Annotated in this window: 16 protein-coding genes; 12 read left to right on the top strand and 4 right to left on the bottom strand. The window is 60.7% G+C overall.

Features of this window, described 5'->3' with window-relative positions; all coding sequences use genetic code 11:
* Window positions 1–36: 36 nt before the first annotated feature.
* The 7 genes from HX875_RS30670 (at window position 37) to HX875_RS30640 (ending at window position 11,961) form a co-directional block, all read left to right on the top strand.
* The gene (locus HX875_RS30670; protein ID WP_177048559.1) at window positions 37–2,838 is read left to right on the top strand and encodes an ATP-binding protein; all 2,802 of its coding nucleotides are present in this window, start codon (window positions 37–39) and stop codon (window positions 2,836–2,838) included.
* Window positions 2,825–4,012, top strand: coding sequence for an EAL domain-containing response regulator (locus HX875_RS30665; RefSeq protein WP_177048557.1), 1,188 nt, complete (start codon window positions 2,825–2,827; stop codon window positions 4,010–4,012). The genes HX875_RS30670 and HX875_RS30665 overlap by 14 nt, the downstream gene beginning before the upstream one ends.
* Before the next feature lie 87 nt (window positions 4,013–4,099).
* Window positions 4,100–7,246, top strand: a complete 3,147-nt coding sequence (locus tag HX875_RS30660) for a hybrid sensor histidine kinase/response regulator (protein ID WP_177048555.1) — start codon at window positions 4,100–4,102, stop codon at window positions 7,244–7,246.
* Between the two features lie 23 nt (window positions 7,247–7,269).
* Window positions 7,270–7,917 carry a response regulator gene (locus HX875_RS30655; protein WP_177048553.1) on the top strand — a complete coding sequence of 216 codons (648 nt, stop codon included), beginning with the start codon at window positions 7,270–7,272 and terminating at the stop codon, window positions 7,915–7,917.
* Between the two features lie 86 nt (window positions 7,918–8,003).
* Entirely contained in the window at window positions 8,004–8,585 is a 582-nt protein-coding gene (locus HX875_RS30650) for a fimbrial protein (RefSeq protein WP_177048551.1), read from the top strand.
* A gap of 61 nt (window positions 8,586–8,646) precedes the next feature.
* Entirely contained in the window at window positions 8,647–9,396 is a 750-nt protein-coding gene (locus HX875_RS30645; protein WP_177048549.1) for a fimbrial biogenesis chaperone, read from the top strand.
* An 84-nt stretch (window positions 9,397–9,480) separates the two neighbouring features.
* A complete protein-coding gene (locus tag HX875_RS30640; protein WP_177048546.1) occupies window positions 9,481–11,961 on the top strand; it encodes a fimbria/pilus outer membrane usher protein in 2,481 nt (826 codons plus the stop codon).
* Here the strand turns inward: HX875_RS30640 and HX875_RS30635 are convergent.
* The 3 genes from HX875_RS30635 to HX875_RS30625 form a co-directional block, all read right to left on the bottom strand.
* Window positions 11,958–15,629: a translocation/assembly module TamB domain-containing protein gene (locus HX875_RS30635; protein WP_177048544.1), complete on the bottom strand. Its 3,672-nt coding sequence runs from the start codon at window positions 15,627–15,629 to the stop codon at window positions 11,958–11,960. The two genes, HX875_RS30640 and HX875_RS30635, sit on opposite strands and share 4 nt — an antisense overlap.
* Window positions 15,629–17,356, bottom strand: coding sequence for an autotransporter assembly complex protein TamA (locus HX875_RS30630; RefSeq protein WP_177048543.1), 1,728 nt, complete (start codon window positions 17,354–17,356; stop codon window positions 15,629–15,631). Before HX875_RS30630 ends, HX875_RS30635 begins: the two co-directional genes overlap by 1 nt.
* A gap of 64 nt (window positions 17,357–17,420) precedes the next feature.
* Window positions 17,421–18,071, bottom strand: coding sequence for a GNAT family N-acetyltransferase (locus tag HX875_RS30625; protein WP_177048541.1), 651 nt, complete (start codon window positions 18,069–18,071; stop codon window positions 17,421–17,423).
* Between the two features lie 203 nt (window positions 18,072–18,274).
* Here HX875_RS30625 and xthA point away from each other — a divergent pair, with 203 nt between their 5' ends.
* Both xthA and HX875_RS30615 read left to right on the top strand, forming a co-directional pair.
* On the top strand, window positions 18,275–19,087 hold the full coding sequence (gene xthA, locus HX875_RS30620) for an exodeoxyribonuclease III (protein WP_177048539.1): 813 nt from the start codon (window positions 18,275–18,277) through the stop codon (window positions 19,085–19,087).
* 97 nt (window positions 19,088–19,184) lie between these two features.
* Window positions 19,185–20,525 (top strand): substrate-binding domain-containing protein, encoded by a 1,341-nt coding sequence (locus HX875_RS30615; RefSeq protein WP_177048537.1) that lies wholly within the window; start codon window positions 19,185–19,187, stop codon window positions 20,523–20,525.
* Window positions 20,526–20,639: 114 nt separating this feature from the next.
* Here the strand turns inward: HX875_RS30615 and HX875_RS30610 are convergent, their stop codons facing one another.
* The gene (locus tag HX875_RS30610) at window positions 20,640–21,869 is read right to left on the bottom strand and encodes an acyl-CoA dehydrogenase (protein ID WP_177048535.1); all 1,230 of its coding nucleotides are present in this window, start codon (window positions 21,867–21,869) and stop codon (window positions 20,640–20,642) included.
* Between the two features lie 150 nt (window positions 21,870–22,019).
* Between HX875_RS30610 and HX875_RS30605 the strand changes: the two genes are divergently transcribed.
* The 3 genes from HX875_RS30605 to HX875_RS30595 all read left to right on the top strand — a co-directional run bounded on the left by HX875_RS30605 (window position 22,020) and on the right by HX875_RS30595 (window position 24,427).
* Entirely contained in the window at window positions 22,020–22,949 is a 930-nt protein-coding gene (locus tag HX875_RS30605) for a LysR family transcriptional regulator (protein ID WP_177048533.1), read from the top strand.
* A gap of 167 nt (window positions 22,950–23,116) precedes the next feature.
* A complete protein-coding gene (locus tag HX875_RS30600; protein ID WP_177048531.1) occupies window positions 23,117–23,515 on the top strand; it encodes a MerR family transcriptional regulator in 399 nt (132 codons plus the stop codon).
* A gap of 12 nt (window positions 23,516–23,527) precedes the next feature.
* Entirely contained in the window at window positions 23,528–24,427 is a 900-nt protein-coding gene (locus HX875_RS30595) for a hydroxymethylglutaryl-CoA lyase (RefSeq protein WP_177048529.1), read from the top strand.
* The last annotated feature ends 835 nt before the right edge of the window (window positions 24,428–25,262 follow it).

Genomic DNA, 25,262 nt, shown 5'->3' with positions numbered 1-25,262 from the left:
ATTTTACCTGCATCCGGCGGCCACTAAAGTGCCGGAATGAAACTAAAGAACTACCTCCATCAGATCAGTCCGGTGCTTTCCACACCCCACGCCGCACGACGCTTGCTGCGCATTTTTGCACTGGTGCTGCAGGTGGGCATCCTGGGCGGCGTCTACAGCTTCCTGCTGTTTACGTTCAACAATGAAATCTCTCAGCGGCGCAGCTATATGAGCAGCGCCATTGCCGAGGCACATACCTTTTTCACCACGCGTGAGGCATTGCTGGAAAGCCTGAGCCTGTCGGCCACTCGCAAAGCCAAATTGAATGTGCCGGTCTCCGACGAGGAAATCCGCCTGCTGCTGGGGCAAACGCCGGGCAAACAATGGAGTATCTGGCTGACCCAGCGCATGCGCGACTATTTGAAAGCCAAGCAACTCAACCTGCTGTATGTGAGCAACGAGTCGCATGTATGGCGGTTGTATAACGCGACAAACGTGCCCGCAGACTTGCCCCAAACCATGCTGGATCAACTCGAAGCGCTCAAACACTCTAAAACGTTGCAAGAGCTATGGCTGACCCATGCGTCAGACGGGCACTCGCAGCTGTACATTTTTATTCGCCTGGACGAACGTGACGTGAGCTCCGGCTGGCTCGGCCTGGAGATGGATGATCGTGAAGTTTCCAGTGCCCTGAGCGACCACAGTGCCGGCGAGTTCACGATGTTCAACGGCCAAGGTATGGCGCTCTTCACTAACAGCCACACACCACCGCCTGGGCAGCACCTGCCGCTGCTGCGGCAGCAGGACTTCTTCGGGTTTGTAGGCGCCGGCTGGCTACCGGAACAATTGGTGCTGCGCAAACAACTGAAGTCATCGGACTGGCAGCTCACCTACTCCATCGACTTGCCTGCTGTCCTGTGGGCATTATGGCCGCAAATGCTCGGTGCGCTGCTGTTCTCCCTGCTGAGTATCAGCCTGGTGTGCCTGCTGACGCGGCGTTTGGAGCACCGCTTCATCACGCCGGCCATCCATCGCATCCAGGCCTTGGTGGAAAGCGAACTGTTCAGCCGCGACGTGATTCAGACAGCCCCGGTGGCACTGTGTGTGCTACGTCGCACTGATGGCCAGGTGGTGCTGGAAAACACCCTCGCCCGCCAATGGCTTGGCCAATGCGGTGAACAACTGGGCCCCGGCTGGATTCGCGATGCGTTCGCCGCCACAGGGCCCTGCCTCACGGACTATTTCGAGACCGCCGACGGCCGCCACCTTTACCTGAGCTGCGCCCCCACCCGCTACAAAGGTGAAGACGTGCTGCTGTGCGCGTTCAGCGATATCAGTGCGCGTACCCAGATCGAAGCGGCACTGGAACAAGCGCGCCAGTCGGCCGATGCGGCCAACGAAGCCAAGACCTTGTTCCTCGCAACCATGAGTCACGAGATCCGCACCCCGCTTTATGGCGTGCTTGGCACCCTGGAACTGCTCGCCCGTACCCGTTTGGATGCCCAGCAAAAAAGCTACCTGCGCACCATCGAAGGCTCGTCCGCCACCCTGCTGCAATTGATTTGTGACGTGCTGGATGTGTCGAAGATCGAGGCCGGGCAACTGGCCCTCGAGCTGAGTGAGTTTTGCGTGCTGGACTTGGTGCAGGAAGTGGTACAGGGCTATGCCGCGGCAGCGCAAAGCAAAGGCGTGCAGCTCTACGCCTGCCTTGACCCGGACTTGCCCGACCACTTGGTGGGCGATGTGAGCCGTGTGCGGCAGATCCTCAATAACCTGCTGAGTAACGCCGTCAAGTTCACTGACTCGGGGCGCGTGGTGTTGCGGGTCAAATTGCTCAGCCGCGAAGGCGAACGTGTGTGCCTGCAGTGGCAAGTCTCGGATACCGGAAAGGGTATTGCCCATGACGACCAGGCGTTTATTTTCGAACCGTTCTACCAGACCGAGGGCAATACCAATGTGGTTGCCGGTACCGGCCTGGGCTTGCCCATCTGCCTGCGCCTGACCCATTTAATGAACGGGACCCTGCGCATGGTCAGCGAGCCCGGTCTGGGCAGCAGTTTTTCCCTGGTCATACCGTTGGAACAACTGTCCCGTAGCGGATTGCCTGCGGCCCTGCCGGAGTTGGCAGCCAACACCGTGTATATCGTCTCGCCCGTTCGAGAACTGGCTGAGAACATGAGTGGCTGGCTGCGCCGCTGGGGTGCCAAGCCGAAGATCGGCGCCCCGGCGTGTAAAGAGCTGAGTGCGGCGGGTGTGCTGCTCGAACTGCACCCGGCGCCCATCGAACCTGGCCACTTCCAGCAATCGCCAGGGCCACGGGTAATTGCCAGCTGTGAAAGTGCCTACGAGGCGCAGTTCAGCGCCAACGACTGGACGGTTAACCTGAATGATTTGAAAGCGATCTTGCAGGCCGTTCGCCACGCCCAAGGCGGCCGGTTCTCTGAGCTTGAAGAGCACCGAGAGCCTTATGACCTGCGCCCTTTGCACCTGCATATTCTGGTGGCTGAAGACAACGTCATCAACCAACTGATCCTGCGCGACCAACTCGAAGAGCTCGGCTGCACGGTGGCGTTGGCCAGCGATGGCGAAGAAGCGCTGTCACACTGGAAAAACGCTGCCTTCGACATGGTCCTCACCGACGTCAACATGCCCAGGCTCAACGGCTACGAACTGGCCGAAGCCCTCCGGAGCCTGGGCTGCAGGACCCCGATTATCGGCGCCACCGCCAACGCCCTACGCGGCGAAGACGCGTTGTGCCTGGCTGCCGGGATGAATCACTGCCTGGTCAAACCTTTTACGCTGCGAGCCTTGTTCACACTCCTGGCTCCCTACGAACGAGTCGCTCATGAAGCCCTGTAGCATTTTGATTGTCGAAGACCACCCCTTCCAGCACCTGTACTTGCAGACCCTGTTCAACCAGTTGGGTGACTTTGACGTGGAGTGCGCCAGGGACGGCGAAGAAGCATTGGCATGCCTGAAGCGACGTGACTTCGACCTGGTGCTGACCGACCTGCTGATGCCGGGAATGGACGGTGTGCAATTTATCCAGGGGCTGGCCGCCCAACGCTCACGGCCCGCGCTGGCGATCATGAGTTCCGCCTCGCGCCGTATGCTGATGGGCGCCAGCCTGGTGGCGAGCAACCTACAGGTGAAAGTCATCGGGCTGATCTCCAAACCGGTGAACGCAGTTGCCCTGCGTTGCCTGATCGATCAACTGCAAGCCCTGCACAACACCGAACCGGTCGAGACCCGGCCTGGTATCGATCGCCACAGCCTGCTGAACGCGTTCAACAACGGAGAGATGCAAGCATGGTTTCAACCCAAGAAAGCCTTGAGCAACGGCAGAATAGTCGCCGCCGAAGCGCTGGTACGGTGGCTCCACCCCGAGCACGGCATGCTGCTCCCTGGCGTGTTCCTCCCGGTGTTGATCAGCTTTAACCTTGAAGAGCACTTGCTGTGGCATATGCTTGAACAGGCCATCATTGCCCAGGCCGCATGGCGTCAACAGGGCTATGACATCCCTGTGTCGATCAACCTGCCCACTCACCTGCTCAACAGCCACGACCTGCCCGACCGCATACTCGCCTTCGTGCTGGAGCATCAAGGCTTACCCGCGCGCATCTGCTTTGAGCTGATGGAATGCTCGGTGCCCGATGACATCAGTAATTTCTACGCCGGCGCCTGCCGCTTGCGGATCAAGGGGTTTGGCCTCTCCCAGGACGATTTCGGCAAAGGCTACAGCTCATACATGAACCTGGTGTCGGCGCCCTTCACCGAACTGAAGATCGATCGAGCTCTGGTGCAAGGTTGCAATACCAACGAGGAACTGGCCCAGGCGCTGGCCAGTATTGTCAGCCTGGGCCGCCAATTGGGCCTGATCGTGGTGGCTGAAGGCGTGGAAACCGCGCAAGAACTTGCACTGTTGCGTAAGATCGACTGCACTCAGGTCCAGGGTTTCCTGATCTCCCACGCCGTGTCCCCCGATCAGTTCCAGCAATTGTTGGCCCATGACGGGCCGGCGCTCACTTATTGAGCTGCACGGGGGCGGCGGGCGAACTTCACTCACTTCAGGGGTCATCGTGCACAAAGTCCGTCCCATTACCGCCACCCTGGCGCTGTGATGCAACACCCCAACGCCCTCCTGGAAAAACTCGCCAGCAGCTCATTGCGCCTGAACAGAGGCTTGCTGGTACTCGGCGCTCTGGTGCTGCTGTTGCTGGGCATCAGCTACCTGGGCGTACAACGCATGCTTGATGAACAGCGTGATACGTTGCAATTCCACTTCGCCCGGCTAATGGAAAATATCCACGAGCAGGAAGTGTTCCTGCGGGATATCTCGCTGGAAAGTGCCAAGGGTGAGCTAACCCCCTTGGCGGTGTTGCCGCCCTATATGCAAAAACCGCTGCCCGCAGAAGGGCCCAATATCTATCAGGGGCGAGGCCTGCCGTTTTCGTTGCCGTACAGCTTGAAGATCAATCCGGACAAAATCGCGGCCGACCAATACCCAAAGGTGTTCGCACTGGGTACCTACCTGGCCGCTTACTACAGCGCGTTCTGGGCGGCGTCGCACTATCAATCGCCGCAGATGATCCTGCTCAATGGCCCCGATATCTTTGACGTAACCGTGCCCGCCACCGGGCGATTGCGCGGTGCGGGGCAGATGCAGGTAAGTACGTTGGCCAGGGTAATGACCCAGGTGGACGAGCGCCTGCGCCTGCAGAACAGCTCTAAATCGGATCATCGGGTGCATTGGGAGCCCTATCCGACTGATCAGACCACCCCTGCCTTGCTGGCCTACGTCGATATCAATCTGGCAGGAACGGCGGTGACTATCGAAGGCTCGAACACATGGGTGGTAGTGGCCTCGCTGCTGAACCTGTCCCAGATCAATAACATCGAGCGGCTGATGCAGTGGTCGATTTACGATGATTTCACCCTGGTCACCCCCGAAGGCGAGGTATTGATCGGTGCCCTCAATCCCGGTCAGGTATTGAATGAAGGGGTGAATTTCAATCGCGACGGCCTGGTGTTCAAGTTGACCAGCACCGGCGAGCAGCACTGGACGGCCATCTACGTCATCAGCCTGCGCAGTTTCCTCAACTATGCGTTGTGGCCCTTGCTCTGCGTGGTGGTCCTGGCACTGGCGATACTCGGCTGCAGTCGAGCCATCAATCGCTGGTACACCGCCAGGGTGATCCTCCCTGCCCAAAGTGCCCACGCCAGCATCGCCGAAAGCGAGGCATTCAGCCGTGCAGTGATCGACACCGCCCCGATCGGCCTGTACGTGATGCGCCGCAGCGACCATCGCGTTCTCCTGCAAAACCAGCGTGCCCAGCAGTGGCCCGGCGATACCGGCCCGTTAAAGAGCCTGCTGACCTCGCACACCGAGCCCGGGCAAGCCGAGATCGATATCGACGGGCGCCACCTGCATGTCGCCTTCGTGCCCACCCGCTATCAGGGCCAGGATGCCTGGCTATGTGCCCTGCATGATATGACCCGGCACATCGAAGACGCCGCGGCGCTGGACGAAGCGCGCCAGGCGGCCGATGCGGCAAACCAGGCCAAGAGCCGCTTCCTCGCCACCATGAGCCATGAGATTCGCACCCCGCTGTATGGCGTGCTGGGCACCCTGGAATTGCTGGGTCTGACCGCCCTCGCACCTCGCCAGCAGGATTATCTGAAGACCATCCAACGTTCGTCCGCCATCTTGTTCCAGTTGATCAGCGATGTGCTGGATGTGTCGAAGATCGAGGCCGGACAAATGACCCTCGAACTCCAGGATTTTTGCCCACTGACGCTGACCGAAGACACCCTGCGCACCTACAGCGCTTTTGCCCGGGCCAAGGGTTTGCAGCTGTATGCCTGCATTGACGCAACGCTGCCAGACCGGCTGCGCGGTGACCCGCAGCGAATCCGCCAGATCCTCAACAACCTGCTGAGCAACGCGATCAAGTTCACCGATAACGGCCGCGTGGTACTGCGAGTTCGGGTGTTGGAAGACGCTCGCGTTCAGTGGCAAATCAGCGATTCGGGCGTGGGCATTCCCCTGGCGCAGCAACCGCAATTATTCGACCCGTTCTACCAGGTCCAAGACACCACGCGCCAGACCGGCGCGGGTCTGGGCCTGGCCATTTGCAAATGGCTGTGCGAGTTGATGCACGGCCATTTGCAGGTGGTCAGTGAACCCGGGCTGGGCAGCAGCTTTACCCTGGAGTTGCCCCTGGAACCTGCGCCTGGAAACTTGACCCACTGCCCCGTATTCCCCCCCGATGCACCTGCTGTGTACGTACGAGTGCACGTCGCCGAACAGGCACAACACATTATCGGCTGGCTCAACCGCCTCGGCCTCGACAGCCGCCCTGTCACGGCAGACACACCGCCCTCGGCGTTGTTGGTGGATCTATCGCCACTCGCCAACAATCCGAACTGGTCCGGCCCACGCATCATCGCCACACCCGGCGGGTTCAACCCTGCACAGTTGGACGGCACCGACTGGGCGGTCGACGCTGACGATGTACGCGCCATTGCCTGGGCGGTTTACCTGGCACAACACGGTGATAGCGCCAACAGCCTTCCTTCAAGCGTTGAACGCCCCTGCAACCTGAATCTGCAAGTGCTGGTGGCAGAAGACAATGTCATCAATGGCGCAATCATCCAGGAGCAACTGGAGGCCCTGGGTTGCTCGGCGGTGGTAGCCACCAATGGCGAACAGGCGCTGATGCAGTGGGCACCGGGGCGTTTCGACCTGATACTGACCGACGTAAACATGCCCGTCATGAACGGCTACCAACTCGCCCAGGCTCTGCGCCAACAGGACAAAACCCTGCCGATCATTGGCATAACGGCCAACGCCCTTCGCGAAGAAGGCGAACGCTGTCTCGCCGCCGGCATGAGTGCGTGGCTGGTCAAGCCGCTGGACCTCGCCACCTTGCGTGCGCAGTTGGAAAAGCATTGCAACATCGCTTTCCCTCCCGTAGTTGACGTGCCCTTGCAGCTGTCCCCCAAAATGCGCGAGCTGTTTGTCACGACCTTGCGCCAGGATGTCCACACCACACTGGCAGCGCTGGACGGCGCCGACGCCAACCGGGTGGCGCAACACCTGCACAGCATCGCCGGTGCCTTGGGTGCGGTGCAGGCTGGCGAGATGGCCACAGCCTTTATCGAGCTGGAATGCCGCTTGACCGGCATGGCCCTCACTGCCGCCCTGACGTTGGAAGTACGACAAAACCTGGCGCGGCTGACTGCGTTACTCGATGCCCTCGAATAATTTCACACTGGAAAAGCCCCCTCATGGATACCCTCAACGTTGTTATTGCCGATGATCACCCCATCGTACTGGTGGGGGTGCGAGAGCTGATCGAGCGCGACGAACGCTTTCGCGTGGTGGGAGAGGCCGTTTGCTCCGACGAACTGATCGGACTGCTGGAATCCACGTCGGTAGACCTGGTGATCACCGACTTCAATATGCCGGGCGACTCACCTTACGGTGACGGACTGAAGCTGGTGGAGTACCTCACACGGCACTTTCCCGACGTACGTGTGCTGGTGCTGACGATGATCTCGAACCCTTTGATCCTCACACGCCTGCATGAACTCGGCGTGCTCGCCGTCATCCAGAAAAACCAGCTGCATGACGAAATTCAGACCGCACTCAAAGCAATTGCCCGGGGCAATCCGATTCGCAGCACCGGACCGCAGTCGACGTCGGTGATGGAGTCCTCAGCGGATCTGGATGAACGATTTACTCGGCTATCCCCCAAGGAACATGAAATTTTGCGTTTGTTTGTCTCAGGCCAAAGTGTCAACGAGATTGCGCGCGGGTTGAATCGAAGCGCCAAGACCATCAGCACTCAGAAAGTATCGGCCATGCGCAAACTGGAAGTTGGCAGTGACCAGGACTTATTAGCTTATTGCATCGAACGCAACTTATTCAACTAGAAGCAACTTCTAAGGATCGTCTGATTCCTAACTAATGTGCGCTGCTATATCGTGTTGTTTCAACCCCCAACAACGGTATAAGTCACATGAAAACCTTCCACCGGGCACTGCTGGCCCTGTCTATTTTCGTCGCGGCCGGTAACGTCATGGCGGCGCCTACGCTGGCTGGCGGCGGCACGCTTAACTTTACCGGTTCTATCAACGTCGATGCCTGTACCGCAAGCGCCGGCGGAGCGAATAAAAACATTTCCGTGGATATGGGAAACGTGGCGGTCAAGGAAATGGGCACGGCCACCGCGCCTAAAAGCAATGGCACAGTGACTTCGCAAAACTTCGATATGAAGATCAACTGCAATGCCGGCGCCAAAGTGGCCATGATCTTCGACCCTACCAAGGGCGCGGGCACAGGCATTGTGGCAGGCACCAAGGTGCTCAAGCTGATCGACGGCGTAGGCACGGCCAAAAACGTGGGCATTGCCCTGCTCGACAGTAATGGCGCATTGATCGACCTGAGCTCGCCGACCACGGCGTTGATCGAAAGCCCCCTGCAAGGCGGGAACGCATCGTTAAGGTTTTCCGCAGTGTATGTCACCACTGCCACAGACGTATCAACGGTCGTGGCCGGTCGCGGCGACGCCACCCTGCCGTTCACCCTGCAATACGAATAACCCGAGCATCGTGCGGGGCCTGTCGGCCCTGCACTCTCATTCATTTTGCGCGGTAGCCATCATGTTTTATCGTCACTCATTGTCCTTCTGCCTGGGCCTTCTGAGCCTGATTGCGGTCAACCAAGCCGTGGCCGGCATTTCCTTGAGCAGCACACGCCTGGTATTCGACGGCACACACAAGGAAGCCGGTATCACGGTGCGCAACAGCGGCGAAGACGTGCTGATCCAGTCCTGGCTCGACACCGATGCCAGCGACGCCACCTCTGTACCCTTCGCCGTGACCCCGCCACTGGTACGGGTCAACCGCGACGAACAGCAACTGTTGCGGGTGATCTACGAAGGCACGGGCATGCCGACTGATCGAGAGTCGGTGGTGTGGCTCAATGTGCAGGAAATCCCCCAGGCATCGAAAAACCCGAATACCTTGCAGTTGGCGGTGCGCCAGCGCATCAAGGTGTTCTTCCGACCGGCAGGTCTTAAAAACAACGCCTACCTGGCACCGACCCAGCTGTCATGGCGGCTGGCCGAGCGCGGTGGAAAAAGCGTTCTTGTCGTGACCAACCAAGGCCTGTATCACGTGTCGATAGCCGAAATCACCCTGCAGTCCGGCGCATACAATGAACATCCGTTTGATTCAATGATGATTGCACCCGGCGAACAAAAAGAGTTCAGCCTCAAACACGTCACCCACAATCATACGCCGCACTTGTTGTTCAGAAACATTAATGACTACGGCGCGCGCGACAGTTATTCCGCACGACTTTTCAACTCCGCCGACTCACAGGCCAGTCTGGTTAAAGACCCCGATTAATAAGTCTGTTATTCAGCGATCAAACTTTCACTGTATTTATCTTCGCTCCGTTAGTTCGTATCGGGGGTGATATAGGGTTCCTGCATGTTTGTATTCAAACCCGATGGATGGGCGCCAATATCGGCTGCCCTGCTCTTCAGTTCAGCGTGCATGGCCGAGCAAGAAGCACAATTCAACACATCGTTTCTGCAAGGTGCGGCGTCCTCAATCGATGTTCAATCACTGCTCGCCACTAGCAGCGTACTGCCCGGCAGCTACCGGGTTGACCTGTACGGCAACGACATCCTGGTCGGCCGCCGGGACATCGACTTCCACCGCAATCCCGGCAACGGCAAGATTGAGGCCTGCCTGCCCCTGGAGACCCTGCAGCAGTTGGGCATCGACGTCGCCAAGCTGCATGCCACCGGAAAACTTGCCGAAACAGACCCGAATGCCTGCCTCGACCTGCCCGCATTGATCGAGCACGCCAGCGTGCGTTACGACGTGCCGCGCCTGCGCCTGCTGGTCAGCGTGCCGCAAAGCGCCATGGAGCGCGGCCGGCGTGGCTATGTCGACCCGGCCTTGTGGGACGACGGCGTGCCTGCCACGTTTATCAACTACCAGCTGAGCAGCAACCGCAACAGCAACCAAGGTGAGAACACCCTGTCCAACTATGTCGGCCTGCGCAACGGCATCAACCTGGGCGGCTGGCGGTTGCGTAACGAGTCGAACTTCAACACCAGCACTGGCCAGCCCAGCACGTTCAAGAGCAATCGCAGCTACCTGCAACATGACGTGACCGCGTGGAAGGGCCAGTTCAGCGCCGGGGACATTTTTTCCGACGCCGACCTGTTCGACAGCGTGCGCTATCGCGGTCTCAAACTGGCCTCCGACGACGGCATGCGCGCCGACAGCGAACGCGGCTACGCGCCGATTGTTCGCGGGATTGCGCAGTCCAGCGCGACTGTGGAAATCCGCCAGAACAACTACATCCTCTACACCGCCAACGTGCCGCCCGGCCCGTTCGAGATCAGCGACATCTACCCCGGCGGTTCCAACGGCGACCTTGAAGTGACGGTGATCGAAGCCGACGGGCAGCGCCGGGTCACCGTGCAGGCGTTTTCCAGCCTGCCGATCATGGTCCGCGAGGGTCAACTCAAGTACAGCGTTTCAGCCGGCCAGTACAACAGCAACAGCGACGACCAGCAGACCCCACAGTTTTTCAGCAGCACCGTGGCCTATGGCATCAGCAGTAGCGTGTCCGGCATCGTCGGTGTGCAGGCCTCGGAAAATTTCCAGGCGCTGTCCGTGGGAGCCGGCCGCAACACGCCCATCGGTGCAGTGTCGCTGGACATGACCCATTCGGTCAGCCGTACCTTCGGCCAGGCCGTCAAGGGCAACAGCCTGCGCGCGCTGTATGCCAAGACATTTACCGGCACCGACACCAACTTCACGCTGGCGGCCTATCGCTATTCAACCGAGGGCTATCGCACCCTCAGCGACCACGTCGAAGAACTGAGCAGCAAAGGACAAAAAACCACGGGCAATGCGAAAACCCGCACCGACCTGACCATCACCCAGAGCATCGGTCACAACCAGCAATACGGCAGCCTCTATGTGAACGCCAACGACCAGCGCTACTGGGGTCGCGGCGGTTCGCAAAGCGTGTCGGCGGGTTACAGCAACTATTGGGGTGAGGTGAGCTACAACTTCGGGGCCACTTACTCCAGGGACATCGGCAACACCGGGCCGTCGAACAACGACACCCTGGCCAGCCTGTCGCTGTCCTTCCCGCTGGGGTCAAAGCCCCGTGCACCGAGGGCGTTTGTTTCCACCAGCACGCAGAAAGGCAACGACACCACTCAAGTGGGCGTCAATGGCTACGTGACCGAAAACAGCGACACCTTTTATTCGGTGCAAGGCGGCAACAGCAGTACCGGCGGCAACAGCGGCTCGGTCAACCTCAGCACCCGCACCTCCGTGATGGACATCAGTGCCGGCTACAGCCAGGGTCGCGGGTACAACTCGCAGAATCTCAACCTGGCCGGGTCGGTGGTGGGCCATGCCGGCGGAATCAACCTGGGGCAAACCGTAGGCGAGACGTTTGCCCTGGCACAGGTGGAAGGAGCAACCGGGGTGAAAATCAGCAGTTACTCCGGCGCCAAAACCGGCAGCAACGGCTATGCGGTGGTACCCAATGCGCAACCCTACCGGGTGAACTGGATCAGCCTGGACACCCGTGACCTGGGCGCCGATATCGAGATCGATAACGCCACCCGGCAAGTGGTGCCACGACGGGGTGCGGTGGTGTTGGCGCGCTATGCCAGCAAGACCGGGCGACGCGTGCAGTTCGCCTTGTTCGACGCCCAGCAGCGGCCCATCCCGTTTGGCGCAGCGCTTGAGGACAGTGCCGGCAAGCAGCTTGCGATTGCCGACCCCAACGGCAAGGCGCTGGCGTTGGTTGAAGCCGATACCGGCACACTCGTCATCACCTGGCAGGACCAGCGGTGCGAGGCGCCTTATGCATTGCCGGAACGCAATAAGACGCTGAACTATGAGCGCGTGACGCTCGTGTGCCGCCCTTAGAAATCCCGCTTGTAGAAAATATCCAGAGAGCTGGCCACACCGCTGGCCACTTCCAGGTACACCTTCTTGCTCAGCAAATACCGCAAGGCAATGGTGTTGGCCGGCTCGAACACCCCCACGCCATAACGCAGGCTGAGCTTCTCCGAGATCTTGCCGCTGGCCACCACGGCGGTGTTGTTGCCGCTGCCCTGGGTGTCCAGCTCAAAGTCCTGGATGCCCAGGTTCTTGGCAATGTCCGACGTCACCCCGGCGCTGCCCATCAACCCAAGGCCCAGCGCCGCCTGGGCCAGCATGTTGTTGTCTTCACCGGTGGTGCTGAGGGGGCGGCCCAGTACCAGGTAGGACAGCGCCTGCTCCTGGCTCATGGCCGGTTCCGAGAAGATCTGCGTGGTGGGCTGCTCGGCGCTGCCGCTCAGGCGGATACCGGCGGTTACGTCGTCGGTCTGGCGGATGGCTTCGATGTCGAGGTACGGCTGGTCGATCGGCCCGGCGAACAGCAACCGCGCACGGCGCACGGTCAGGCGCTGGCCGTAGGCGCGGTAGCGGCCGTCGTTGAGCCAGAGTTCGCCACGGGTGTCCATGTTGTCGCCGATGTGTACGTGGCCTTGAAGGTTGGCGGTGAGGCCGAAGCCGGCGAAGCTCAGCTTGTCCTTGCCCACCTCCACATCGATGTCCATCGCCATGGCCATCGGCGGCTTGCCCTCTTCGGTCTGGCTGCCGACGATCACCGTGTCATCCGAGACCTTGACCGTCGATGGCGGCAGTTCGCGCACGGTGATCTCGCCCGTGGGGATCTGCACCTTGCCGGAAATCGCCAGCTTGTCGTTTTTCATGCTGATTTTCAGGTCGGGCGCCACTTCCAGGGCCGCGTAGGGCTCCACGGTGACCGGCAGTTGCGTGCCTTGCAGTGCAATGTCCACCGCCAGTGCCTGGCCCCAGTCGATCTGGCCCTTGATAGAGCCCTGCCCGGCCTTGCCGCTGCGCCAGCCACCATTGAGCTGCACGCTTTCGCCGGCAATCAGCGCCTGGATATTCAGGCCTTCGAAGCTGGTGGGCAGTTGCGGACCGGAGATTTCGCCGCCCACCAGGTTGATGCTGCCGTTGACCTGAGGCGCCAGCAGGCCGCCGCCGATGCGCCCGTTGCCGTTGAGCTTGCCGTTGAGCTTCTCGACCATCGGTACAAACGGCCGCGCCACGGCGAGGTCGAGGCCGGTCAGGGTGAAGGTGCCGGTGATCGGTTTGTTCTTCGGCAGCGGATTGATCTGCGCCTGCAACAGCAATTCGCCCAGCTTGCCGCCGCGGAAGTTGAGCTGGGTGTCGATGCGTTTGGGGTTGAGGGTGGTTTCCAGCTTCAAGGTGTCGTAGGGGAAATCCAGCCACTGGTCCTTGTCCTTGACCCGCAGGGTGCCGCCGCTGGCGTCCACCGAGACCACGCCTTTGGGGCCGCTGGCCGGCAGGTCGAGTTGTACGTCGGCATTGAGCTTGCCCTGCCAGGCGAAGTCTTTCGGCAAAAAGGCCGCCAGGCTGTCGATGGGGAACTGCTTGAGGTGGTAACGCAGCTTGGGCTCGGGCATCAGGCGCTGGTCTTCGCCGCACAGGCTCGCCGCGCCGGACACCCAGCAATGGGCGGCAAAGGTCAGCTTGCCATCGGCCATGCGCTCGATTTTCGCCGGGGCTTGCAGCTTCCAGTCCTGGCCACCCGCTTGCACATCACCGCTGGCCAGGCGCCCGCGCCAGTTGCCTTTGTCGAGGTTGCCGTCCAGGGCCAGGGCCAGCTTGAGCAGCGGGCCGGCCAGGTCGAGCTGGACCTTTTGGTTTTTGATATCGCCCTGGGCACTGGCGGTGAAGGTGCCGACCTGGGTTTCACCGGCCTGGATGCCGCTGCCCTTCAGGTCGATTTTGGCGCGTTGGGCATTATCCAGGTTCGCGTCCAGGGTCAGGTTTTGCAGGCGGTTATCCTCAAACGCCAGTTGCTGGCCAACCAGGTTGAGCTTGCCTTGCGGCGCTTTCAGGGTGCCGGCGACGTCGAGGCGACCATTCATCTGCCCGCGCAGCTGCGGCCAGAGCTGGGCGAGGCGCGTCAGCTTGATGTCGATCTGCCCGGCGAGGCGCTGTTGCAGGCTGCCGCTGCCATAGATGCGGTTGTCGCCGAGGCGAATGTCGAGGGCGCCGAGGGTCCACTGCTCGCCTGCGCCTTCGGCCTTGGCCTGGAGTACGGCGGGCTGGCCCCGCAGGCGGCCCTTGAGGTCGAGGTCGGCGTTGAGCTTGAGCTGCTCGTTCTTCATCTCACCCTTGCTGCGCAACGGGCCCGCGAGGGTGCCGGGCAATTCCGCGACCCAATACGCCGGGTTGATCGCCGACAGGTCCAGCGCGGTATCCCAGGCGATGCCGTCGGCAAATTGCAGGTTCAGGTGGCCTTCGGCCTTGCCTTGGCCGGCGGCGAGTTTCAGCTCGGGGAGGAACACTTGCTTGAGGTCGCCGCTGAACGGGCTGGCCAGGCTGAACTTGCCCGCCGGGCCGTCGAGGTCGGCCTTGAAGTTGCCCAGGTAGTTGCCGTTCTTATAGGAAACTTCGCCATTGAAGGTACGCAAGGCGACCTGGGGTTCGTCGATGACCGGGTACAGGCGATGCCAGGGGAAATCCAGCCAGTCGATTTTCGCGTCGGCGCTGAAGCCTTGCTGCCAGTCCAGGTTGGCGCTGAGCTTGAGGCTTTGTTGGTCGCCGGCATTCAAATCCAGCCCGGCGATCTGCGCACCCTTGGCGTCGACCTTGCCTTGCAGCAGCAAATCCACCGGGCCTTTTTCCGCCGGCAGTACGGCTTTGCCCAGCAGTTGGTAACCGTTGCTCAGGTCGCCCTTGGCCGTCAGGTCCAGTTGATTGAGCTGCAGGGTATCGGGCAGATCGGCACTGGGTTTGAAGCCATCGGCGGTGATGTGCAACTGCGCCGGAAGGTTTTCCACCAGCGGTTGCAACTCGCCGCTGAGTTTGGCCGGCAGGTAGCCGCTGCTGTCGGCGTCGAGCTTGAGGGTCTTGAGCAGATCGCCATCGACCTTGAGCGCCAGCGTCCACGGCGCGCCGCCCGGGGCGTACGGCAGGCTCAGGTTACCGGCGGCGGTCAGTGGCCAATTGCCGGTTGGTTGCAGTTGGCCGGACAGGTCGAGTACCAGGCCGTCTCGTTGCAGGTGCACCGAGTCGATCTGCATCCCGGCGGCCGTCCAGTGCGCCGCCAGTTGCAGGCCCTGGAGTTCTTCGCTGCCGTTGAACAGCAGGCTGCCAACGCGGATATCGCCCAACTGGATGGCGAGCGGCAATTTCAGGTCCGGCAGGGTAATCGGGCCGCTGCTTTCTTCGGTACTGGGCGCAAATTGCAGGCTCACCTGTTCCACATCCAACTGGTTGATGCACAACGTCATGCGCATCAGGCACGCGGGCGACCAGTCGAACTTCGGTGCCTGCAGCTCCACGCGGCTGCCGTCTTGTTGCCATAACAGATGGTCGGCACTCCACTGGCCGCCCAGGCGACCCTGGAAATTCTCCACGGCCAAACCCGGCACCTGGCCCAGCACCCAACGGCTGCCGACTTGGGTACCCAGCACCGTCCACAGCGCCAGCACTATCACCGCGAGAACCGCCAGCACGGCCAGCCCCGCTATTTTCAAACCACGCATCACAGCTCAGGCCCCATGGAAAAGTGCAAACGAATGCCGCCCGGATCTTCGAGGGCATGGGCCAGGTCGAGGCGGATCGGACCGACCGGCGACACCCAGCGCACGCCCACACCCACACCGGTTTTCAGGCTCGGCATTTCCAGGGTGTTGAACGAGTTGCCTTGGTCGATAAAGGTCGCGATCCGCCATTTTTCGGCGATGGAATATTGATACTCGGCGCTCAGGGCCACCATGTAGCGGCCACCGATGCGGTCGCCACGGTCGTTTTCCGGGGACAGGGTCTGGTATTCGTAACCGCGCACGCTCTGGTCGCCACCGGCAAAAAACCGCAACGACGGCGGTACGGATTTGTAGCCGTTGGTGGCGCTGCCGCCAAACTGCGCCCGGGCCAGGAAGCGGTGGTTGTCCCACAGGGTGGTCAAGCCCTTGATGGTCGCCGTGCCGTAAAGCAGGTTGGTGTCGGAACCCAGTCCTTCCTTGGCGACCTTGGCGTCGAACAGCAGGCGATAGCCATTGTGCGGGTCGATGCGGTTATCACTGCGCAGGTAGGAGTAGCTGACCCCCGGCATCACAAGGTTACTGAGACCGGAGTCATTGCCCAGGCGATATTCTTCGCGCTGATACTTGAGCGAAATCACCCGCGTCCAGCCGCTGGGCAACTTGCTGTGCCACTCGGGGCCGAGGGTCAGCAATTTACTCAAGGTGTCGGTGTTGGCGATTTCTTCATTCTGATAGCCGCCGGCAAAGCGCAGTTTGTCGGTCAGCGGCGGGTCCAGGGGAATGTCGTACCACAGCCCGACGTTCTGCCGGGGTGCCGACAGCTCGGCTTCCCAGCCATAACTGTGGCCCTGGGGGTTGACCCAGTGGCGCGTCCAGTTGGCCTTGCCACGGGGGCCGACGTCGGTCGAATAACCCAGGCCCAGGCCCATGGTACGAGGCTTGCGGGTTTCCAGTTGCACGGCTACCGGGATTACGTCGTTGGTGGACGCGGCCGGGGCGGCGTCCACGCGCACGCCCTCAAAAAAGCCGCTGCCTTGCAGGTTCTGGTTGAGTTCGGCGATCAGCTCGGAGTCGTAGGGCGCGCCGCTCTTGAACGGCACCATGCGTTGCAGCAGGTCTTCATCAAACGGCGTGTCGCCGGCAAAGCTGACCTTGCCCAGGGTGTAGCGCGGGCCGCTGTCATAAATGAGTTCGATATCGGCCACGCCCGCCTTGGGGTCCACCGAGAGTTTCTGACTGGTAAAGCGCCCGCTGAAAAAGCCGTAGCGTGACGCCTGGTTCTGGATAACGCGCTTGGCGTCTTCGTAGTTGCCGTGGTTGAGCACGGCGCCGGGTTTGAGTTGGTCGTTGCTGGGCACGCGAAAGCCTTTGAGGTCGGCGGCCTGGCCATCGACCCGAATGGTCACGTTACGCAAATGCACCGGTTCGCCGGGGTCGATGGTGAGGATCAGGCGCGGGTTCTTGCCGCCCTTCACATCGCTGGCAATCTGCGGCTGATAGAAGCCCAGCGCCTGGGCGGCCTTGCGGGCCTGCTCCTCGGCGCCACGGCTGAACCGTTGCAAGGCTTCTTCGTCACGATCGCCGACCCCGCCGATGTAGCCTTCGATGTTGGCTTTCAACGCGTCGTTTGAAGGTTTGATGCGCACATCCAATTCGCTTTGCGCCAAGGCGCCGCAGCTCGTGAACAGCAGGATCAAGCCGCTGGTAAATCTTCCTGGAAACTTCATAGGCCGGGATGCTACACGAGCTTGGGAGCGTCTTAGAACCCTGATTTGTCTGAACAATTCTGTCTTAAAGCGTTGCAGCCTGTAACACCTGCGGATTTGCGTGAAAGAACACGTGTTCCAAGACGGGTCCTACAGCCACCTCGCCGATCTCTTCATAGCCCTGACGTTTATAGAACTCCAGGTAGCGAGAATTCCCAGTGTCCAACACCACGCCGGAGGAATGCGGGTCTTCGGCGCACCAGTTATGTACCGCTTCCAGCAACTGTTCACCGTAGTGCTTGCCCTGGAATTGCGGGTGAATCCCCAGCAGCGGCAGTACATGCACCGAGTCCGAAGGCAGGCACGCCAGCACCGCCTGATGGTATTCCAGATAGCGCCGGGTGCCGCGCACGCCAGTACTCAGCCACATGCGCAATTGCCAGGCCCAGCTTTCGGTAATGCCCAGGCGCCGCGTGGGTGGCGCGATCAGGGCGATGCCGATCAGCCGGTCGTTGACCAGCAGGCCAATGGCCGGAAGGTTCTGGAAGAAGTGTTGCTTGACCAGTTCACGCACGGTGGCGCGCACCCGCTGTTCGTAGCCGGGACGTTCGGCTTCGAAGATGTAGGCGAACGTCGGCTCATGGCGATAGGCCTGGTACAACAGGGAGCGGGCTTCGCGGGAATAGCCGCTGTCGAGCATGTGGATCTGGGCGATGGCAGTCGAGGTGTCAGGCATAACAGTGAATCTCCCCTGGGCGCTGACTCAAAAAGGTTGCGCTCTTGTTATTACGAACGTCTGCGGCACTGGTTCGTTCAGTGTAGCCATCGAGGGCCGCTTCGCAGCCCAACGCAGCCTCGTGCCTCGGCAGCTGCTACAAGGCTGGCCCCCGTCCGACTTGTCGGCTAGCATCGCCCTTTTGCCAGACTGGACTGCCGACCATGAAAATCGTGTCTTTCAATATCAACGGGCTGCGCGCCCGCCCTCATCAGCTGGCGGCACTGATCGAGAAACACCAGCCGGACGTGATCGGCCTGCAGGAAACCAAGGTCCACGACGACCAGTTCCCGCTGGATGAGATCAAGGCCCTGGGCTATCACGTGTATTACCACGGGCAGAAAGGCCACTACGGTGTTGCCCTGCTCTCGCGCCAGGAACCGCTGGCGCTGCATAAAGGCTTTGCCAGCGACGAAGAAGACGCCCAGCGCCGGTTTATCTGGGGCACCTTCGCCGATGCCAACGGCAACCCGATTACCATCATGAACGGCTATTTCCCACAGGGCGAAAGCCGCGACCACCCCACCAAGTTCCCCGCCAAGCAACGCTTCTACGAAGACCTGCAAACCTTGCTGGAGTCGCAGTTCAGCAATGACCAGGCCGTGGTGGTGATGGGCGACGTGAATATTTCCCCGCAAGACTGCGACATCGGCATCGGTGCCGACAACGCCAAGCGCTGGCTGAAGACCGGCAAGTGCAGCTTCCTGCCGGAAGAGCGCGAGTGGATGGCGCGCTTGAAGAACTGGGGCCTGGTGGACAGCTTCCGTCACCTTAACCCGGACGTGGCAGACCGCTTCAGCTGGTTCGATTACCGCAGCCGTGGTTTTGAAGACGAGCCCAAGCGCGGGCTGCGGATCGACGTGATCATGGCCTCTCAAGGCTTGCTGCCTCGGGTGAAGGATGCCGGCGTAGACTACGATCTGCGCGGCATGGAAAAACCCTCCGATCATGCGCCGATCTGGCTGGAATTGAGCTGATTTAGCATAGAGGGCCGGCAAACCGGCCCTCGTCATATTTATGCAACCTGCCTGACTTAATCTCGCGGCACTCCCTTTGGCTCGAGAAGGTGCCGGCATGATGCTGCGCGTTCTATCCCTGCTGGCCCTGCTCAGCGCATTCCCCCTCGCCGCGTCTTCCGCCCCATTGCCCTTTCCCGAAAACGGCCCGGCCTTGCGCATCCAGGGTTCCAACACCATTGGCGCGGCACTGGGCCCAGCGCTGGTCAAGGGACTGATGGAGCAACAGGGTTTGCAAGGCGTGCACAGCGAGCCGTCTGACCGAGACAACGAACAGCACATCGTCGGCAAGACCCGCCAGGGCCAAAGCGTGACGATAGACGTGGCCGCCCATGGCTCCAGCACCGGGTTTGCCGCGCTGAAAAAAGCCAGTGCCGACCTCGCCGCGTCCTCCCGGCCGATAAAAGACAGCGAGCTGGTAGACCTGGAATCCCTCGGCGACCTGAAAAGCCCCGACGCCGAGCAAGTCATCGCCATTGATGGCCTGGCGATCATCCTCAACCCGCGCAACCCGCTCAATACCCTGAACACTGAGCAACTGGCGCAGATTTTCAGCGGCGAGGTCGCCACGTGGGAACAGATCGGCGGTATCGGCGGCAAGATTCACTTGTATGCGCGGGATGATCAGTCGGGCACCTACGATACGTTCAAGGAGCTGGTGCTCAGCCGGCGCGGCAAGTCGCTGGATGGCAGCGCCAAGCGGTTCGAGTCCAGCGAGCAATTGTCGGATGCGGTCAGCCACGATCCTCAGGGCATCGGCTTTATCGGCTTGCCCTATGTGCGCCTGGCCAAGGCGGTCGCCATAGTCGATGGCGACTCGCAGCCCATGCTGCCATTGAACAGCCTGATCGCCACCGAGGATTACCCGCTGTCGCGCCGGTTGTTCTTCTATCTGCCACCCGCCGGGCAGAACCCGTGGGCCAAGGCGTTGGTGGACTTTGCCCAAAGCAGCAAGGGCCAGGCGATCGTGGCCGCCAACGGCTTTATCGCGCAGCAGGTGCAGGCCATGGCGGTGGAGCCCCGCGCGCCGATGCCGGCGGATTACCAGGCGATTGCCCGGCAGGCGCAGCGGCTGACCGTGAACTTCCGGTTTGAGGAAGGCAGCGCCAGCCTCGACAACAAGGCGCGTCAGGACCTGATGCGGGTGGTGGCTTATATAAAGAGCCACGGCAAGCTGGACAAGCAGGTAACGCTGGTGGGGTTTGGGGATGCCAAGAATGATGCGCAGCGGGCGGCGCTATTGTCGAAGCTGCGGGCGATGGCGGTGCGGCGGGAGTTGGTGAAAAGCGGCGTGGTGCTGAGGGATATCCGCGGGTTTGGCGCCGAGATGCCGGTGGCGGCGAATACGGCGGATGAGGGAAGGATCAAGAACCGGCGGGTGGAGGTTTGGGTTTACTGAGGACTTAGAGATCTTTATTGCCCGGACTGGCCTCATCGCGGGCAAGCCCGGCTCCCACAGTTGACTGCATTCACCTGTGGGAGCTGGCTTGCCTGCGATGAAGACACCTCGGTCTTACTGCCCGCTGCGCATCATCTCCCGCGGCACATACTTGCCGATCTCGAACTTGCCGATCGCCGCCCGGTGCACTTCGTCCGGGCCGTCGGCCAGGCGCAGGGTGCGCTGCATGGCGTACATGTAGGCCAGCGGGAAATCATTGGAAACACCGGCACCACCGTGGATCTGGATCGCGCGGTCGATCACCTTCAACGCCACGTTCGGCGCCACCACCTTGATCTGGGCGATTTCGCTTTTCGCGACCTTGTTGCCCACGGTGTCCATCATGTAGGCGGCTTTCAAGGTCAGCAGGCGCGCCATGTCGATTTCCATCCGCGAGTCGGCGATCTTGTCGATATTGCCCCCCAGGCGTGCCAGCGGTTTGCCGAAGGCGGTACGGCTGACGGAACGTTTGCACATCAATTCCAGCGCACGCTCGGCCATGCCGATGGAGCGCATGCAGTGGTGGATACGGCCCGGGCCAAGGCGCCCCTGGGCGATTTCAAAGCCACGGCCTTCACCCAGCAGGACGTTTTCGTACGGCACGCGGACGTTTTCAAACAGCACTTCGGCGTGGCCATGAGGGGCGTCGTCGTAGCCGAACACCGGCAGCGGGCGCAGGATCTTCACGCCGGGCGCATCCACCGGTACCAGGATCATCGAGTGCTGCTGGTGGCGCGGCGCATCCGGGTTGCTCAGGCCCATGAAGATCAGGATCTTGCAGCGCGGGTCGCAGGCGCCCGAGGTCCACCATTTTTTGCCATTGATCACCCATTCGTCGCCATCGCGTACCGCACGGGCGGCCATGTTGGTGGCGTCGGAGGAAGCCACGTCCGGCTCGGTCATGGCAAACGCCGAGCGGATCTCGCCCCGCAGCAGCGGTTCGAGCCAGCGTTGCTTCTGTTCTTCATTGGCGTAGCGCACCAGCACTTCCATGTTGCCGGTGTCGGGTGCCGAGCAGTTGAACGGCTCCGGCCCCAGCAAGGAGCGGCCCATGATTTCGGCGAGTGGCGCGTATTCGAGGTTGGTCAAACCGGCGCCCAGTTCGGATTCCGGCAGGAACAGGTTCCACAGGCCTTCGGCTTTGGCCTTGAGCTTCAACTCTTCCATGATTGCGGTGGGCTGCCAGCGGTCTCCTTCGCTGACTTGGCGCTCAAACACCGGCTCGGCCGGGTAAACGTAAGCGTCCATGAACGCGGTGACACGTTCACGCAGTTCCTGAACCTTGGGCGAATAGGCGAAATCCATGGGCAGCACCTTCTCAATGGAGGTTGTTGAGGTCATGAATCGATGCTAGAACAGCGTTGATAATTTACCTAGCCTATTCTCGGCGTGTATTAACATTCATCACCGATATATGATCGGCGTATGGACACCTAACAATAAGAGCGCAGCGAAATGAATCTGAGCAAGGTCGACCTCAACCTTTTCATCGTCTTTGACGCGATCTACACCGAAGCCAACCTGACCCGCGCCGGGCAGATTGTCGGAATTACCCAGCCGGCCGTGTCGAACGCTCTGGCCCGCCTGCGGGAAACCTTCAACGACCCGCTGTTCGTGCGTACCGCCCAAGGCATGGTGCCCACGCCCATGGCCCAGAACATCATCGGCCCGGTGCGCAATGCGCTGTCGCTGCTGCGGGTGTCGGTGCAGGAAAGCCGGATTTTCAACCCGCAACAGGCCGCCAAGACCTACCGCATCAGCATGACCGACCTCACCGAAGCAGTAATCCTGCCGCCGCTGTTCCAGCGCCTGCGCCGCCTGGCGCCGACGGTGGTGATCGAGAGTTTTCTGTCCAAGCGCCGGGAAACCACCAAGGAGCTGGCGGCCGGTCGCCTGGACTTTGCCGTTGATGCGCCGCTCAACACCGACCCGCAAGTGCGCCACGTCAAGCTGATGGAAGACCGCTATGTGTGTGCCATGCGCAAGGGCCACCCGATGGCGGGCAAGGAAAAGCTGACCCTGGATGATTACCTGTCCCTGACCCACATTCATATCTCCAGCCGGCGCAACGGCCTGGGCCATGTCGACCTGGCGCTGGGCAAGATGGGCCTGCAACGCAAGATCGCCCTGCGTTCCCAACATTATTTGATGGCCTCGCAAGTGCTGCAGCAGACCGACATGGTGATGACCGTGCCGGAGCGCTTTGCAAGGCGTCATGAACTGCACTGGTTCAACCTGCCGGTGAACGATGTGCCGATGGTGGAAACCCACCTGTACTGGCACGAAAGCACCGACCAGGACCCGGCCAACCGCTGGATGCGCGAGCAGATGATCGAGTTGTGCCAGCAAGTGACGGCCCATGAGAAGAAGCTGGACAAACTGTAGGAGCGAGCTTGCTCGCGAAAAACCTGAGAACGCCGCGTTGAACCAGACAGCCTGCGTTAACGTTAGCGTTTTTCGCGAGCAAGCTCGCTCCTGCAGTGGGCAATGTGCTTGACGTTAACGTCAACCACCCATTAGCTTAGCCCTCAAGACACTCCTTGAGCGCCCCCATGAGCACGACCTACAGCATCTCCGATCTCGCCCGCGAGCTCGACATCACCACCCGCGCCATTCGTTTCTATGAAGAACAAGGCCTGCTGTCCCCGGAACGCCGGGGCCAGGAGCGCATTTATTCGCCCCGGGACAAGGTCAGCCTGAAGCTGATCCTGCGGGGCAAGCGCATCGGTTTCTCCCTGGCCGAGTGCCGGGAGCTGATCGAACTCTACGACCCCACCAGCGGCAACCAGAAACAGCTGCACAGCATGCTGGCGAAAATCGCCGAACGCCGCGAGCAGCTGGAGCAACAGTTGCTGGACATCGAACAGATGAAACTGGAACTCGACACCGCCGAAGAGCGCTGCACCCAGGCGCTGGAACAGACCCTTCAGAGCCAGGTTGGCCATTTATAAAAGGTAGCTGCCATGTCCCTCCCCTCTCACGTGCGCCTGGTGGAAGTCGGTCCGCGCGACGGCCTGCAGAATGAAGCACAACCCATCAGCGTCGCCGACAAGGTGCACCTGGTGGACGCCCTGAGCGCCGCCGGCCTGGGCTACATCGAAGTCGGCAGCTTTGTGTCGCCCAAATGGGTGCCGCAAATGGCCGGTTCTGCCGAGGTGTTTGCGCAGATCCAGCGCAAGCCGGGTGTGACCTATGGCGCGTTGGCGCCGAACCTGCGGGGGTTTGAAGATGCCCTGGCTGCAGGCGTGAAGGAAGTCGCGGTGTTTGCGGCTGCCTCCGAGGCGTTTTCACAGCGCAATATCAACTGCTCCATCAGCGAAAGCCTGGAGCGCTTCGTGCCGATCATGGACGCGGCCAGGCAGCATGGGGTGAGCGTGCGGGGTTATGTGTCGTGTGTGTTGGGTTGCCCCTATGAAGGCCAGGTCGCTGCAGAACAGGTCGCGTCAGTCGCGCGCGAGCTGTTTGCCATGGGCTGCTATGAAGTTTCCCTGGGCGACACCATCGGCACCGGTACTGCGGGCGCCACACGACGGATGTTCGAGGTGGTCGGCGCCGAAGTGCCTCGGGACAAGCTGGCCGGGCACTTCCATGACACCTATGGCCAGGCCATCGCGAATATCTACGCCAGCCTCTTGGAAGGCATCCAGGTGTTCGACAGCTCTATTGCCGGCCTTGGCGGCTGCCCCTATGCCAAGGGCGCCAGCGGTAACGTCGCCACCGAAGACGTGCTGTACCTGCTCAATGGCCTGGGCATCGAGACCGGTATCGACATGGACAAGCTGATTCTGGCGGGCCAACAGATCTGCACGGTACTGGGCCGTCCCACCGGTTCACGTGTGGCCAAGGCGCGTAACACCGGTTGAGTAGCCCGCTTGTGACGATGTGTTACCTCGCGGCTACACATCGGGTAACACGGGAACATATTTTGTCGCATTTCCTGAAAGAATTTTCCTACTCAAAAATCAAATCATTGATTTTAAAGGACTTTATAAAGTTGGCACGGCTTCTGCTATCTCTATTGCATAACAAGAATAAAAAGCACCAAACCTAATAAAAATAAGACGTAACGACTCTGACATAACAAAAACAACACGGCAGAGACGCAGCTAACAGATTTTTTTGGAGAAGATGTGCTTCGCAGGGTACGGCTAGCCGAAACCCGCAACCGGATAGAGAAGAACAAAAAACTACCTCAAGGTAGCTACCCACTGGTTGGATCGCGTGCGAAGAAGCAGATCAGCGCTCAAAAAAATACGTTTGCTCTTGACCCCGGATGGGGGTCGCCAAAAACAGCGGTAAAGGGCCACGGTTGCCAAAAACAACAACAGACCGCCCCTCAATAATAAAAAAAGAGCACGCAACGACAAATTAAAGGGGACCCTCGGGTCCCCTTTGTGCTTCCTCGTGGAAGGTGATTTGCGTGTATATCCGTTTTTTGGGTAACGGCTGCTATGGGTTCCGCTCTTACAGCGGCTCACTTTTGAAAAGCGCAAAAGTAAGCAAAACGCTCTTGCCCCACCACTCGGCACCTCGCTTGGGCTCGGTGTGCCCTCAGCTCCGGTATTACTCCGCGGGCCGCCGCGACGGGGCGTCCCTGCCCCGTCGCGGCTAAACCGGCGTCCTGCCGGTTTACCCGCTCCGTACTACCTGCGTTCGGCCAGCGTGGTTTAACGGGGCGCCTAAGATCAAGATCAAAAG

The organism is Pseudomonas yamanorum (assembly GCF_013386765.1).
GTDB lineage: Bacteria > Pseudomonadota > Gammaproteobacteria > Pseudomonadales > Pseudomonadaceae > Aquipseudomonas > Aquipseudomonas yamanorum_A.
The sequence above is the reverse complement of the archived record's forward strand: the minus strand, read 5'-3'. Positions and strand labels throughout refer to the sequence as shown.

Coding starts and splice junctions, on each gene's coding strand:
- HX875_RS30650 (WP_177048551.1), top strand. CDS start 8,004: ATGAAAACCTTCCACCGGGCACTGCTGGCCCTGTCTATTTTCGTCGCG.
- HX875_RS30630 (WP_177048543.1), bottom strand. CDS start 17,356: ATGAAGTTTCCAGGAAGATTTACCAGCGGCTTGATCCTGCTGTTCACG.
- HX875_RS30665 (WP_177048557.1), top strand. CDS start 2,825: ATGAAGCCCTGTAGCATTTTGATTGTCGAAGACCACCCCTTCCAGCAC.
- HX875_RS30610 (WP_177048535.1), bottom strand. CDS start 21,869: ATGGATTTCGCCTATTCGCCCAAGGTTCAGGAACTGCGTGAACGTGTC.
- HX875_RS30645 (WP_177048549.1), top strand. CDS start 8,647: ATGTTTTATCGTCACTCATTGTCCTTCTGCCTGGGCCTTCTGAGCCTG.
- HX875_RS30640 (WP_177048546.1), top strand. CDS start 9,481: ATGTTTGTATTCAAACCCGATGGATGGGCGCCAATATCGGCTGCCCTG.
- HX875_RS30605 (WP_177048533.1), top strand. CDS start 22,020: ATGAATCTGAGCAAGGTCGACCTCAACCTTTTCATCGTCTTTGACGCG.
- HX875_RS30635 (WP_177048544.1), bottom strand. CDS start 15,629: ATGCGTGGTTTGAAAATAGCGGGGCTGGCCGTGCTGGCGGTTCTCGCG.
- HX875_RS30595 (WP_177048529.1), top strand. CDS start 23,528: ATGTCCCTCCCCTCTCACGTGCGCCTGGTGGAAGTCGGTCCGCGCGAC.
- HX875_RS30670 (WP_177048559.1), top strand. CDS start 37: ATGAAACTAAAGAACTACCTCCATCAGATCAGTCCGGTGCTTTCCACA.
- HX875_RS30625 (WP_177048541.1), bottom strand. CDS start 18,071: ATGCCTGACACCTCGACTGCCATCGCCCAGATCCACATGCTCGACAGC.
- HX875_RS30615 (WP_177048537.1), top strand. CDS start 19,185: ATGATGCTGCGCGTTCTATCCCTGCTGGCCCTGCTCAGCGCATTCCCC.
- HX875_RS30600 (WP_177048531.1), top strand. CDS start 23,117: ATGAGCACGACCTACAGCATCTCCGATCTCGCCCGCGAGCTCGACATC.
- xthA (WP_177048539.1), top strand. CDS start 18,275: ATGAAAATCGTGTCTTTCAATATCAACGGGCTGCGCGCCCGCCCTCAT.
- HX875_RS30660 (WP_177048555.1), top strand. CDS start 4,100: ATGCAACACCCCAACGCCCTCCTGGAAAAACTCGCCAGCAGCTCATTG.
- HX875_RS30655 (WP_177048553.1), top strand. CDS start 7,270: ATGGATACCCTCAACGTTGTTATTGCCGATGATCACCCCATCGTACTG.